The sequence below is a fragment of the Pseudomonas gorinensis genome (assembly GCF_042015035.1).
GTDB lineage: Bacteria > Pseudomonadota > Gammaproteobacteria > Pseudomonadales > Pseudomonadaceae > Aquipseudomonas > Aquipseudomonas gorinensis.
Genome location: NZ_CP167125.1, coordinates 1,191,044 through 1,203,510 on the forward strand (window position 1 = coordinate 1,191,044; position 12,467 = coordinate 1,203,510).

The 12,467-nt window shown below is 55.7% G+C and carries 11 protein-coding genes and 1 tRNA gene; 3 read left to right on the top strand and 9 right to left on the bottom strand.

Features of this window, described 5'->3' with window-relative positions; translation table 11 throughout:
- Positions 1–295 precede the first annotated feature (295 nt).
- On the top strand, positions 296–1,072 hold the full coding sequence (locus tag AB7933_RS05270; RefSeq protein WP_143036951.1) for a hypothetical protein: 777 nt from the start codon (positions 296–298) through the stop codon (positions 1,070–1,072).
- A 215-nt stretch (positions 1,073–1,287) separates the two neighbouring features.
- Here AB7933_RS05270 and AB7933_RS05275 read toward each other — a convergent pair whose 3' ends face one another.
- From AB7933_RS05275 to AB7933_RS05315, 9 genes are all read right to left on the bottom strand, one after another.
- Entirely contained in the window at positions 1,288–1,935 is a 648-nt protein-coding gene (locus AB7933_RS05275; protein ID WP_081730318.1) for a YkgJ family cysteine cluster protein, read from the bottom strand.
- 228 nt (positions 1,936–2,163) lie between these two features.
- Complete coding sequence (locus tag AB7933_RS05280; RefSeq protein WP_024073264.1) at positions 2,164–2,802, bottom strand: DUF2625 family protein; 639 nt, start codon at positions 2,800–2,802, stop codon at positions 2,164–2,166.
- 30 nt (positions 2,803–2,832) lie between these two features.
- Positions 2,833–4,368 (bottom strand): IS66 family transposase, encoded by a 1,536-nt coding sequence (gene tnpC / locus AB7933_RS05285; RefSeq protein ID WP_024073265.1) that lies wholly within the window; start codon positions 4,366–4,368, stop codon positions 2,833–2,835.
- A gap of 63 nt (positions 4,369–4,431) precedes the next feature.
- Entirely contained in the window at positions 4,432–4,767 is a 336-nt protein-coding gene (gene tnpB, locus AB7933_RS05290) for an IS66 family insertion sequence element accessory protein TnpB (protein ID WP_024073266.1), read from the bottom strand.
- Complete coding sequence (tnpA, locus tag AB7933_RS05295) at positions 4,764–5,084, bottom strand: IS66-like element accessory protein TnpA (protein ID WP_024073267.1); 321 nt, start codon at positions 5,082–5,084, stop codon at positions 4,764–4,766. The genes tnpB and tnpA overlap by 4 nt, the downstream gene beginning before the upstream one ends.
- Before the next feature lie 242 nt (positions 5,085–5,326).
- Positions 5,327–6,682: a PBS lyase gene (locus tag AB7933_RS05300; RefSeq protein WP_024073268.1), complete on the bottom strand. Its 1,356-nt coding sequence runs from the start codon at positions 6,680–6,682 to the stop codon at positions 5,327–5,329.
- A gap of 345 nt (positions 6,683–7,027) precedes the next feature.
- Entirely contained in the window at positions 7,028–7,672 is a 645-nt protein-coding gene (locus tag AB7933_RS05305; protein ID WP_024073269.1) for a hypothetical protein, read from the bottom strand.
- A gap of 278 nt (positions 7,673–7,950) precedes the next feature.
- A tRNA-Met gene (locus tag AB7933_RS05310) sits at positions 7,951–8,027 on the bottom strand.
- 416 nt (positions 8,028–8,443) lie between these two features.
- On the bottom strand, positions 8,444–8,995 hold the full coding sequence (locus tag AB7933_RS05315; protein ID WP_024073270.1) for an RNA polymerase sigma factor: 552 nt from the start codon (positions 8,993–8,995) through the stop codon (positions 8,444–8,446).
- 261 nt (positions 8,996–9,256) lie between these two features.
- On the opposite strand from AB7933_RS05315, the gene sctW reads away from it, so the two are divergent.
- On the top strand, positions 9,257–10,330 hold the full coding sequence (sctW, locus tag AB7933_RS05320; RefSeq protein WP_024073271.1) for a type III secretion system gatekeeper subunit SctW: 1,074 nt from the start codon (positions 9,257–9,259) through the stop codon (positions 10,328–10,330).
- Positions 10,327–12,420, top strand: coding sequence for a type III secretion system export apparatus subunit SctV (sctV, locus tag AB7933_RS05325; protein WP_024073272.1), 2,094 nt, complete (start codon positions 10,327–10,329; stop codon positions 12,418–12,420). The genes sctW and sctV overlap by 4 nt, the downstream gene beginning before the upstream one ends.
- Positions 12,421–12,467 lie beyond the last annotated feature (47 nt).

A 12,467-nucleotide genomic window follows, 5' to 3' on the forward strand; every position in this document is an offset into this window, starting at 1 on the left:
TTTTCAGGTCGAGAACTTGTCAAAACTTGACATCAAGCGCGCACCAGAACCTGACAAAACCTGACATTGGATCGAGTGCGGGGCCTGGCTCGATGTTGAGAAATGTTGAGGTCAGATCGGCCTGGAGCTGATGGCAAAGCCTGCCGCCTGTTAGCAGAAGTGAGTCACTAGGGAGGATGGCCGAAGTGGTAAGGCAAATTTCAAACCTTCCAGCTGCGGCTATCATTGCGCTTTCAAGTGGGCGGCATGGTTCGTCGACAAATCCAAGTTTCTCAAGATCGCGAGGAGCCGCACGGTGGGACTTTTTTTTGAACCATACCAAGCTGACCTCTGCTGCCTGTGTGGCTCCTCTGCATCGCTCACGGGAGAACACAAGGTAAAAGCTTCTGCTTTACGAAAGATCTTTGGGAAAGAACCTATGGTCATCGGCAGTTTTGATGGCGCTAGCATTCCTCGTAGCGCGCAAGGTCCAAAGTCCCAAGCCTTTCATTTCTCGGCTCGCATATGTGCAATATGTAATAGCACTCAAACCCAAGCTCCTGATCACGAGTTTGACCGGTTTCATGCCGTGGTATCTGAGCTGCTTTCGCAAGGTAAGGCTCCAGAAACAGTATTCAGCCTGCCGCAATATGATCTGTGCTCCACGCCGTACCTCAACGTATTCCGCTACTTCGCCAAACTTCTATGTTGTCACGTTGCGGAGTCGGGTGGCCCGCGCCCATTAGCTGTCAGCGAATTTTCATTGGGTCGCACGGGTATTAACGCCGTAGGTTTGTATATCGATGCTGATCCAACGTATGAAACCTTTCATGAAAGTTTCGGAGAGCATAAATATGCGGCGCACGGAGGGCTCATCGTGCCTGTAGATCCAAAAACACAGCTTCCTACCAGCTTTCGAAGTTCGCTCACTCTAGGTGCAGTTCGCTATATATTTTGGTTCAGGTTTGGCCTGCTGGCCGGAGTAGCTCTTCAAGTGTTTCACCGGGCTTTCTTCGAAAAGTGCGAAGCGGCATATCGTGAAGCGCTAGAAAACCCATTGTCAGCTCATGAGCGGCGTCGCCTAGGTATCTAGCAGACGAATATTTCTTTGACGGATGGTAACCAGGTGGAATCGTTACTTTTGGTGGTCACCGTGCCTGGACACCGCCCGGGTATCCATCTTGGATCAGCGTCAATCCGTGGATACCTAAGTGGATACTGGCAGGCTTCGGCCCATAGCGGCTCCTCACGGCTGGTTAACGCTGAGGCTTTAGCTAGATAAAAGTAATGTGAAATTTTAAACAGTTGTTAGAGCATTATTCTTTCCGGTAACAACTCGTAAACCTGCGCGCCATTTGCCCATTTTTCAGGGAGGTCCTCATTATCTAAGGCGGCCAAAACGCCTTGCGTTAATTCGGTCGGGTGCATGACACACCCTTTAGACTTGTATTTATTAACAGTCTCATTAGTAATTACGTCGTGGAGGTATTTTATTTCTTGGACTTCCTCAGCGTTGCGCGTTGAAATGCACGCCTTTACGTTAGTCGATATGTTTGAACGGCATTTATGTGGGCGTACAGAATAAATCTGGCATTCCCCACTTTCTGATAAAAAAGCACATGCCTTATTGTATGCATGAAAGGTTTTGTCTTTAGCATATATGGCATGTTCGCGTAGCTTGCTTACCAACGGCTCTCTTTGTTTAATGGGTAGTGATTTTACGTGATTCGCGATTAGAAAAGCCTCAGGAGGTAGAACTTCAACTCTCAGGTTGCAGCAATGGTGGCATCCTCTTCTGCACTCAACTCTAGTTTTTGTCGTTGAAAGGATATTTTTTGTAATCGAGTCAGTCTCCAACTCGAACTCCGAAATTGCGGCTACTAAAATCCTGGGGTCTTTCCCGATGCGGATTTTTTTCTTCAGTTTTGAAGAGTATTTTTTAATGTTGTAAGTCACTTTTGCGTACTCGAATGATTAGGCTGTAGCGCCGTTCGACAGAGCATCCGAAATAGGGAGGCAGACGAGAGTTTCGCCCGAGGGTAGCATTTCGCCATCAAGTCGTCGAGCGACTGCCTTTGGCCAATTTCTCACGTTTGGTCAGCGCCAGCGACGTAAGCGTTCGGTAATTACACATATCAACTTTGAAATGCCTGTGCGCTACCAGCACACGTTGACTCCGGGCGGCTACAACTGGCCGGCTAATGTGCAGTTCAAATCATACTGTTCAGCCATGCTGACAACCCTGCGCGTGCTTATTGCCACTGAGCCCTCTTTTGTCCATAGGAATGGGTAGAAAGACACGCACTGATCACCGCTCACACACTGAATGTCGTCGTGCCAGGATTCCCAACGCAGGCCCTCATAGAAGGCCGCCGTACGATTGCTCACAGCCCATTCCAAGAAGGCTGTATAACCGATGCCCAATGGCTCCCAAAGCAGATTGTCGGGCGCCCAGTAGTACACCGCTCCCACATCATCACCCAAGCCGCCGCCGTTGATGGAAAAGCATCCACCTGCCGCGTCATCTGCCACCAGCAAATGCCCTTGCGCCCGTCCCTCGCTCCACCCCGTCAGGGTTCTTGTGAGTTTTTGATGACCTGAACCAAGAATACGAAGCCAGCCATGATCAATCAGTATCCCGCCAGTCTCAAATGCTATAGCGCCCAAAGTCGACTTGGTCGTTACCTGTAGCTGTACGAGGACACTGGTGTTTTTAGGTGAGGGGGGAAGCAAGTCGTAGGGGCGGTCGGCCTGCTCCAGCATCTCCCGTATGTAGATCATGGCTGGGTCATTAATTTCAACCAAATCTTCTATGCCTTTCATTAGCCAATCCTTGATAGCAAGAATTCTGAGTTAGACGGACACCCACTGATGCGGCAGTAATTGCACGATCTCACTGGCCCGCTGTGTCGGCAGCCGTGTCAGCACATCCTTGAGATAGGCATACGGATCATGCCCATTCATACGCGCCGACTGGATCAGGCTCATGATGGCCGCCGCCCTTTTACCGCTGCGCAGCGACCCGGCAAACAACCAGTTTGAGCGCCCGAGTGCCCACGGCCGTATCTGGTTCTCGACCTGGTTGTTGTCGATGGGCACAGCCCCATCGTCCAAGTAGCGCGTCAGCGCTACCCAGCGTTTCAGGCTGTAATCGAGGGCCTTGGCCGTTGCTGATCCGCTGGGCACCAGGTCGCGCTGGGCCAACATCCAGTCATGCAGTTTTTTGATGATCGGTACCGCCATTTCCTGACGTATTCGCCAACGGTCTTCATCACTCATGTCCCGTGCTTGGCGTTCGACTTCATACAAACCGCTGATGGAGTGCAGCGCTTGTTCGGCCAACTGACTTTTGTTCGCCACATGCAGATCGAAGAACTTGCGCCGGGCGTGGGCCATGCAGCCGATTTCAGAGATACCTTGCTCAAAACCGGCTTTGTAGCCAGCGAAGTCGTCGCAGACCAGCTTGCCGTTCCAGTCGCCCAAAAAGTTGCGTGCATGTTCGCCGGCACGGCTTGGACTGAAGTCATACACCACTGCTTTGAGCGCTGAAAGCGGTGTGCTGCTGTAGGCCCAGACGTAGGCCCGGTGGGTTTTCTTCTCGCCTGGCGCGAGCATTTGTACCGGTGTTTCATCGGCGTGAATCACGCCCTGGTTCAGCACCGCTTCACGCAGTGCATCGACCAGCGGCTTGAGCCGCACGCCGGTTTGTCCAACCCACTGAGCCAAGGTCGAGCGAGCGATTGCCAGCCCGGCGCGACCAAAGATTTTCTCCTGTCGATAAAGCGGCAAGTGATCGGCAAACTTCGCCACCATCACGTGGGCCAACAAGCCTGCGGTCGGGATACCTTTGTCGATAACCTGCGCCGGCACCGGCGCCTGGATCAGTGTTTCGCACTGGCGGCAGGCCCATTTGCCACGTACATGTTGCTCGACGGTAAACACGCCCGGTGTGTAATCCAGCTTCTCGCTGACGTCTTCGCCGATGCGCTGAAGTTGGCAGCCACAAGCGCACTGAGTGTTTTCGGGCTCGTGGCGAATCACGGTGCGCGGAAACTGCGGCGGCAATGGCGCACGCTTGGGCGATTGCCGTGGCTCGGCCTGTGACGAAGCGGGAAGAAGCTGTTTTAGCTCTGCCTCGATAGCTTCAAGGTCTGTATCGAGCAGGTCATCCAGCAAGCTGCCTTGTGCCGGGCTGATTTGCTCGCTGCGCTTGGCAAATTTGTGGCGTTTGAGCAGGGCGATTTCGTACGTGAGCTGTTCGATGATGGTTTCATCGTTCTGGATCTTCCTGCTCATCGCCTCGACCTGGGACTGCAACTGCAACGCCTGTGCCGCCAAGGCACGAAGCTGTTCCGGGGTCATCTGGTCGAGGTTGGGCGAGAAAGTCATGCCGCCGATTGTGCCAGAGCAGGCCCGAAACGACGACAAGCAGACCGGTCAAATGGCCGGCGATTACAGCATGCTGATCACACCGCCTGCGCCGACTCGCTGCCACGGCAAGCCCAGTACCAACGCCTTGAGTTGTTCACTGTCGAGTTCGACCTCGCAACCATGGCGAATGCCGGGCCAGTGAAACTTGCCTTGATTCAGTCGCCGCGCGGCAAGCCAGACACCCACGCCATCGTGTACCAGCACTTTCATCCGGTTAGCCCGGCGATTAGCGAACAGATAAGCGCAGTGCGGCTTCGCCGCACCAAACACCGCGATCACCCGGGCTAATGCGGTCTCGGTACCGGCGCGCATGTCCAGCGGTTCGGCGGCCAGCCAGATCGCATCGATGCGGATCATTGAGTGACAGCCCGGATAAATTGCGCGCAGCCCTCAGGATCTGAGGCTGGCCATTTCACCGTGATCAGTCGCCTGGCGATGGGCAGTTCGATGACCACTGAGGCATCGGCTTGCCGTTGACGTGCGGATTTTAGCGGGACGAAGGTTGGCAGTGAGGTTGTTGCGGGCTGGTCTCGATAGAGCGGCATCCATTTGCGGATGACGTTGGCATTGATGCCGTGGCTGATGGCGACACTGGACACAGTTGCGCCAGGTTGCAGGCATTCCTGAACGACCTGGGCTTTGAACGCTTTGGGATAAGAGCTTCGTTGGCGCATGGAAATCCTAGCGATAAGGGTGATCGCGTCCGCTTAAAAAAACGCGGACACCATCGCCCTTAAAGCTGGAGTTCGGAAGGTGAGTTCGCAGGACACTTACGGTTGGCCAACCCGTTACCCTGTTAACAATTGTCAAGCTTGGCGGGCGTCGGGCGACTCGGTGACGGAGATCACTGTGATAGATGGTAACCAGGTGGGTATCGAGTCACGAGTTGAGCGGTAATACACCGTTTACACCCCAGTCACCTAGCAATGCGGGCGACAATGTCGCTGCGGATGAAGCCTCCTGCGGCCAAGCTTTGAAGCTTTTTCACCAGCACTCCTCTCTCAATTTTCGACGTTACCGGGTCGACAATTTGATATTGACGATCGCACCACTGCTCAACCTGACGAAGCCAGAAAGCCTTCACAATGTGCTCTGTGTCCAGCCGTTCCAACAGATATGCCACCTGTTGCCATCCCGGTTTTAATTGAAGTATCGCTTGGCGGCGGGCTGTCGACAGTTCATGCCAGTCCAGATCTAACTTTTCGTCTAATCCCGCGCGCACGGAATTCCATGGTTGTTTGTCTAGCGCTGTCACCGCAGCACGAAACACTTTGTCCGACGGATCATCAAGCGCCTCAAAAAGTTCGGGCAATTGGTCATCCCCGAGCAGGCGCACAGCCGCATGCCGCACGGTGGAATAACTAGAACGTAGCGCTTCTGTCAGCCATCGCTCGTCGAGTTCGGCGTTGAGCTCTGCTGCCAGGCCAAGAACACCGAGCCAATCACGTTTCCCTGCGGGCACATCTTGGTTCACTCGTTCTGATAGTACCTCCAGTGTGTTGACGTTATTACGTGGTGCCTCAAAGCGTGCCAGGCTACGGATCGAGGGCGATGCATCCAGCAAGGCCTTGCGTAAAAGTGGCCTTGGATTGTCGAGCAATGGGAGCAGCGCTCGTAGTACGCAGACCCGCACTTTGGCTCCTGGCTGTGACAGGGCTTCAAGCAGCAGTGGCGAAGCTTGCGCAACTGGCATATCCCGGCAAGCAGACACGGCTGCTAGCCTTACGGTCAGCTCACGATGAGTTAGAGCGCTACGGAGAAGGGCTTCTGGCGCGGTATTTTTTTCCAACAAAAGCGCAAACAGATAGCGCGCAGCTTTTCCTTGTCGAGTAAGGAAATTTGCGTAGACCTCATCTTGGATTTCGGGCGACTGTAGTACATCGCGTACGGATTTTAACGTGGGGCCATGATCGGCTCTCTGCCGTGCAGCCAGCGCCATAAGAGGCTCCAGCGCAAATAGCAACGCTTGAGTCTGCGAGGCCGACAGATAGAGATTCATGCCTACTAACGCCAAATCGCGAATCTGCGGAACCCAATCATTCAGCCGATCTATCAAAGCCACTAACGCTTGTGGAGAAGGGTGGCTGCACAATTCCCTGACTGCGACTTCTCGAATGAAGCCGTTGTAGTGGGTGCTGAGTTCTACCCAGGTCTCTTTACTCTTGGCATTTTTGAGTAGTTCCAAGGCTTCGTTGCGTCGATTTTCAGACCATGAGGAAGCAGGTACTTGTTTGTTCCTCAGTCTATCTAGCCACTTCTCTATGGAGGTCATGCTTCAACCTTTTCTATACGCCTGTGCGGGCGTTTTGATAGATGGTAACCATACGAGGTGGTTACTATTGGTGGTTACCAGAGTGGTGACTGCCCCGATCGGGACACCACCAGCGACTTAACAAAACTTAACCTTTTTTCAGGTCGAGAACGTGACAAAACCTGACATTGGATCGAATGCGGGGCCTGGCGCGATGTTGAGAAATGTTGACATCACGCCGGCCTGGAGCCATCTGCAAAGCTCTCTGTCTGTTAGCAAAAGTTAGTCCCGTGAGCGGTTGCCCAACCCCTAGCCTGTTAACAATTATCAAGGTTGGCGGGCGTCGGGCGACTCGGTGAGGGAGGTCTAGTTGTTCAACGGCACGAATGGCTGGGTAATCGGAAGCTTGAGTAGGCTTCGTGTTCGATCTACTACGGAGGCAATCTCTGAAGTAAATAATTTTTGATCATGAGCCATCGAAGCCAACTGCGCCGCTCGGTCCCGTAGTGATCTCATCCATTGAGCCTTGGGCTCTTCTTTCGCAATTCTAGAAAACTGATATTCCGCGGTCTCGGCATTACCAGACAGGCCGGCCGCTACTCCCGCATGAAAGTAGCCCCATGGAGCATTCAGTGCATGGGTACACAGATGTTCTGCGCAAACTTCGATCGTGGGATATTTTAGGCGCAGTTTCAGCACTTCTTCCCTGGCACTCTTGGCTAGATATGTCGCATCCTCAGCAAACTGCTGCGCATTTGTGAATTCTTGAAATGGCTTCACTCTGTGGCCATCATCAAACGAAAAGTAGTCCTTTTCGAACCATAGCCAACACGCTCCTACATTCAGGTAGCTGCCGCGTGCTCCGGAATGCGGCTGGAATTCTACCACGCCAACCCACCAACCATGATCATCCAGCCAGGTTCTGGACCTGCCTTTTTGTGAGCAGCCTATGGGGGCGAGCTCAAGCTTGGCGGCTTCGGATATGAGGCGATTATGCGCGGTAGGCTTCATGATCTAAATTTCCTTTCAACAGCATCATCTGCGAGGTGGCGAAACAGACTCCAGGCCGGCCAATGCGGTATCGGAAAGGGGGAGGCGTTTTATCTCGGATCGCTTCATTTGGGCTTGTATCCCCTCGGTTCAATTATTAGTCGAGGATATACAGGGGGATACACGGAGGGAAGGCATTGGGGAATACAAGGAGAGATAGCCAGAAACAAGAAAGCCCGCACGAGGCGGGCTTCTTGAGGTGATTCATAGACTGCTGTAGACATCTATGGATCGGTACTTGGTGGCTACACAGGGACTTGAACCCCGGACCCCAGCATTATGAATGCTATGCTCTAACCAACTGAGCTATGTAGCCAAGTGGCGCGCATTATTCGCGTAGAACGGAAATGCGTCAAGCGTTTTTGTTGAATTTTTATCTACGCTTTCAACTGTTTAACCGAAAAGCGCTGCGACGGCGACGAATGGCGAGGCGGGTGCAGGCTTTATAGCGTTGCAGATCTAAGGGGCGCGCGGGCTTGCTCGCCATAGCGCCGTCCCAGCCTGTACCTCCACCCATTGAACAGCAAGCCTGCTCCTCCATTGGGCTTTCGGTGATTTCCAGAGCGCGTTCTTGGCGATGGTGGTGTACGCACAGGAATCGGTACCAGACGATGTGGGGGGGGATCGCGGGGGGGGCTTTGGGCTGCTGGCGATTTTTTTGCCACGCGCGGAAAAGGTCTGAATCGGTTGGGCAGATATCCCTGCCGCCCAACGGTTTCCAGCTAGGCTGGCTTACGGGTGCAGTGGGTTGTGGGTGACGCGCTTGAGTTGTTCACGCGCCCGTGACAAGCGTGAGCGCACCGTGCCAATGGGGATGTCCAGGGCGTCGGCAGTGTCCTGGTAGCTGCCGTCGGTCTCCAGTGAGGCGTACAACGTTTTGCGCATCTCCGCCGGCAGGTGCTTGATGGCGATCAGGGTTTTTTCCAGCCGGCGGTTGATCTCGAACTCCCAATCCAGGTTGTGGTTTTCCTCTTGGCCATGCCACAGCGCTTCATCGAATTCGCAATGCACCGGTTTGGCGTACAGGCGCCGAAAGTGGTTGCGAATCAAGTTCTGGGCGATTCCGCACATCCAGGTGCTGAGGGTGGCCTGGCCGCTGAAGCGGTCCCTGTTGCGCCAGGCTTCCAGGTAGGTGAGTTGCAGAATGTCGTCTGCGTCTTCGGGGTTGAGCACACGCTTGTGGATAAAACGTCGGAGTTTTTTCTGATGGTCGTCCGTCAGGTGGAGCATGAATTGAGGCGAGCCGCTGACAAAGTGAGCTAAAGCACCAATAGGGATATCCATGATTTTTTCCTCAGGGTAGACGCTATCGAAATGGTTTCGACGGAAAGCCCTTTAGCACTGCCTGTGCCAAGCGGAAAAAACACATAACTAATTGATTTTTATAAATAAATATTCTGAAATCAGCCTGCTTTGCGCAAGGCTTTGCAAAAAGGCGCTTGAGTCCGTGCCGGTCTTTTCAAAAAGCCGGTCAAGAGGGGTTTCAATGGAACCGTAACGGGATTGTTTGCCACACAAGCACACACTTCCTGTCCTGGCACGCCCATGAAAGTCGAATCCCTCCCTGATGTGCAGAAGCTCCAAGGCCTGGATCAATCCGCCCCTGCTAACGCCACCCGCCCCCAAACGCCTGCCGTGTCATCAGATGTCGACGCTCTCGCCAACCTCTTCAGTCAGGAAGTGGTGTCTAACAGCAAGGCCCTGAGTCAGCGTTCAATGGGCGTTCGAGTCACCCCGATGGAGCAACTGTCCCAGCTGTATGACCAGTTGGGGCATCCGGCCCAGGCTACCCTGGCCTCGGTTTCTCGACGTGTCAGGCTGCAATTGCTGCAGCAACCCAGTGTCGGCAAGCTGCTGGAACTCACCGGCAACGATCCGGCGCGTACCTACGTGGTACTCCAGCAGATAACGGCACAGGCGGAAGCCGAGGTGCGCAAGACCGAAGCGGCATTGGCACGTGATGCCCTGGCCAGGCTGGAGATGCGCTACAAGCGAGAGATCCAGGCCGGCCTGAACATCGCCATGGCCTTGCAGGCGGCCAGTGATGACCCCCAGGAACGTCAGGCAGTGCGCGCGTTGTACTACGCCAGCGTGGTGGTGCGCCAATCCCTGGCGAGCATGATGCAGTCCCTGCTGGGCGTGTACGGCGGCGAGCAGTTCGCGACCGGGCTCAAGGTGATGCGTCGCGCTCTGGCGGACGATATCGCGGCCTGCACTTCGTCGGTTCCGACGGCGCAGTTGCGCACGCTGCTGCAGGGGCTGCAGAGCTGTGGTCAATTGAGCGGGGTGTTGTGCAACTGCCAGTCGTTGATCCTGCGCCTGAAGGTCGAACATGACGCCGTGGTGCTGCTGCAGCGTCTGTTGGGGTATGCCGCAAATGGTATCGCCGCCTCTGAAGTCCAGCGCCTGGGGGAGGCATTGGTGGGGGAGGCGTCGAGCGGCAAGTTGGCCTCGCTGAACGCGCTCTACCCGATGCTCAAGGGGTTGCCATTAGTCCTGTGGCGCGATAGCCGTGGGCGCCAGGAAGGCCTGCATAACTTTTTGCTGGTGATGGATGAGCTTACCCGTCTGGAACAACTGCCGCCGCGACTTGGCGATGACGCGAGGGCCAAGGCGTGACGGCGCTGGCGTCTATCAACCGGGTGCTGCTGAAGGTCGCACAACGTGCCGAAGTGTTGGGCGCCGTGGTGGTGATGGCCATCGTGTTCATTTTTATCGTGCCGTTGCCCACCTGGCTGGTGGATATCCTGATCGCGCTGAACATCTGTATTTCCTGCCTGTTGATCGTACTGGCGTTGTACCTGCCCGGGCCGTTGGCGTTTTCCTCGTTTCCGTCGATTCTGCTCCTGACCACCATGTTTCGCCTGGCGCTGTCGATCGCCACCACACGCCTGATCCTGCTGGAGCAGGACGCGGGCGACATCGTGGAGGCCTTCGGCAATTTCGTGGTTGGCGGCAACCTGGCGGTGGGGCTGGTGATCTTCATGATCCTCACCATCGTCAACTTCCTGGTGATCACCAAGGGCTCGGAACGGGTGGCCGAGGTGGCCGCGCGCTTCAGCCTGGACGCGATGCCCGGTAAGCAAATGTCCATCGACAGTGACCTGCGCGCTGGCCTGATCGATGGCGCGCAGGCCCGTGACAAACGTGAGCAGCTGTCCCGTGAAAGCCAGTTGTTCGGCGCCATGGACGGGGCAATGAAGTTCGTCAAAGGCGATGCGATTGCCGGCCTGGTGATCGTGGTGATCAACCTGCTGGGCGGCTTTTCCACCGGGATGTTCCAGCACGGCATGAGCGCCGCCGATTCCATGGCGCTGTATTCGGTGCTGACCATCGGCGACGGCCTGATCGCGCAGATCCCCGCGCTGCTGATCTCCTTGACTGCCGGCATGATCATCACCCGTGTCGCCCCGGACGGACGCCGGGGCGTGACCAACATGGGCGCCGAAATCGCCCGGCAGATGACCAGCGAACCCAAGAGCTGGATGATCGCGTCGGTGGGCATGTTGGCATTTGCCGCATTGCCGGGGATGCCGACGGTGACGTTCATCATCATCTCTTTGATGACTGGGTCGATTGGCTACTATCTGGCGTACGAGCGTAAAAAACAGGAGCAGCAAGAGGGCTCGGATGGCGACGCCATCGCCCCGGAGCAAAACGGTGAGGAGGACCTGCGTTCGTTTGACCCGTCGCGGCCCTACCTGCTGCAGTTCCCCGCTGCGCTCAACGGTAGCCGCCTGGCGGTGGAGTTGATGCAAAGCATTCGCCAGACCCGTAATGGGCTTGTCGCCAACCTGGGCTTGACCCTACCCCCCTTTGAAATCGAGTTTTCTACGGTGCTGGCTGAGGATGAGCTGCGCTTTTGCGTACATGAGGTGCCTGTGCTCAGGGCCACTCTGGGGCCGTGGCTGGCGGTGGAATATGCCGCGCTCAGCGAGGTGCCCCATGACGGTGTACGCGGGCAGGTAGCACGGGAAGAAGAGGAGTGGGTGTGGCTGGCAATGGATCATCCGCTGCTCACCGATGAACATCTGGAGCGGGTCACCGCGCAGAACTTGATCCTGGAACGCATGGAGCGCGCGATGATGCTCAGCGGGCCCCAGTTTCTTGGGGTACAGGAGAGCAAGTCGGTCCTTAGTTGGCTGGAAATAAGCCAGCCGGAACTGGTGCAGGAGTTGCAACGCATCATGCCGTTGTCGCGCTTTTCGGCGGTGTTGCAGCGTCTTGCCAGTGAAGGCGTACCGCTGCGGGCTGTGCGTTTGATTGTCGAGTCGCTGGTCGAGTACGGCCAGCATGAGCGCGAGCCGGATGCCCTGGCCGACTATGCGCGCATTGCCCTCAAGTCGCAGATATTCCATCAGTACAGCGAAGCCGACGGCCTGCATGCCTGGCTGCTGTCGCCCCAGACCGAGAACATCCTGCGTGAGGCGCTGCGTCAGACCCAGACCGGGGTGTTTTTTGCCCTCGACAATGACAGCAGCGCGGTGCTGATCAGCCTGCTCAAGCAAGCCTTCCCCATGCGCTTCAAGCGCAAGCGCGTGCTGCTGGTCGCGCAGGACCTGCGCAGCCCTCTGCGGACCCTGTTGTTGGAGGAGTTCAATCATGTGCCGGTGCTGTCTTTCGCCGAGTTGGGGAGTGCCTCGAAGGTCAAGGTGCTGGGGCGTTTCGATCTCGCCGGCGATGGTCAACTGCATGAGGCGGTGGCATGAGGCAGTGGCATGAGTGTGCGCGGTGATGACTGGCCATTTTCAGCGGT

Excerpts from the sequence above, each read along its gene's own strand:
- sctW (WP_024073271.1), top strand. The coding sequence starts at position 9,257 with ATGAAAGTCGAATCCCTCCCTGATGTGCAGAAGCTCCAAGGCCTGGAT.
- tnpB (WP_024073266.1), bottom strand. The coding sequence starts at position 4,767 with ATGATCCGCATCGATGCGATCTGGCTGGCCGCCGAACCGCTGGACATG.
- AB7933_RS05315 (WP_024073270.1), bottom strand. The coding sequence starts at position 8,995 with ATGGATATCCCTATTGGTGCTTTAGCTCACTTTGTCAGCGGCTCGCCT.
- AB7933_RS05305 (WP_024073269.1), bottom strand. The coding sequence starts at position 7,672 with ATGAAGCCTACCGCGCATAATCGCCTCATATCCGAAGCCGCCAAGCTT.
- AB7933_RS05300 (WP_024073268.1), bottom strand. The coding sequence starts at position 6,682 with ATGACCTCCATAGAGAAGTGGCTAGATAGACTGAGGAACAAACAAGTA.
- tnpA (WP_024073267.1), bottom strand. The coding sequence starts at position 5,084 with ATGCGCCAACGAAGCTCTTATCCCAAAGCGTTCAAAGCCCAGGTCGTT.
- tnpC (WP_024073265.1), bottom strand. The coding sequence starts at position 4,368 with ATGACTTTCTCGCCCAACCTCGACCAGATGACCCCGGAACAGCTTCGT.
- AB7933_RS05280 (WP_024073264.1), bottom strand. The coding sequence starts at position 2,802 with ATGAAAGGCATAGAAGATTTGGTTGAAATTAATGACCCAGCCATGATC.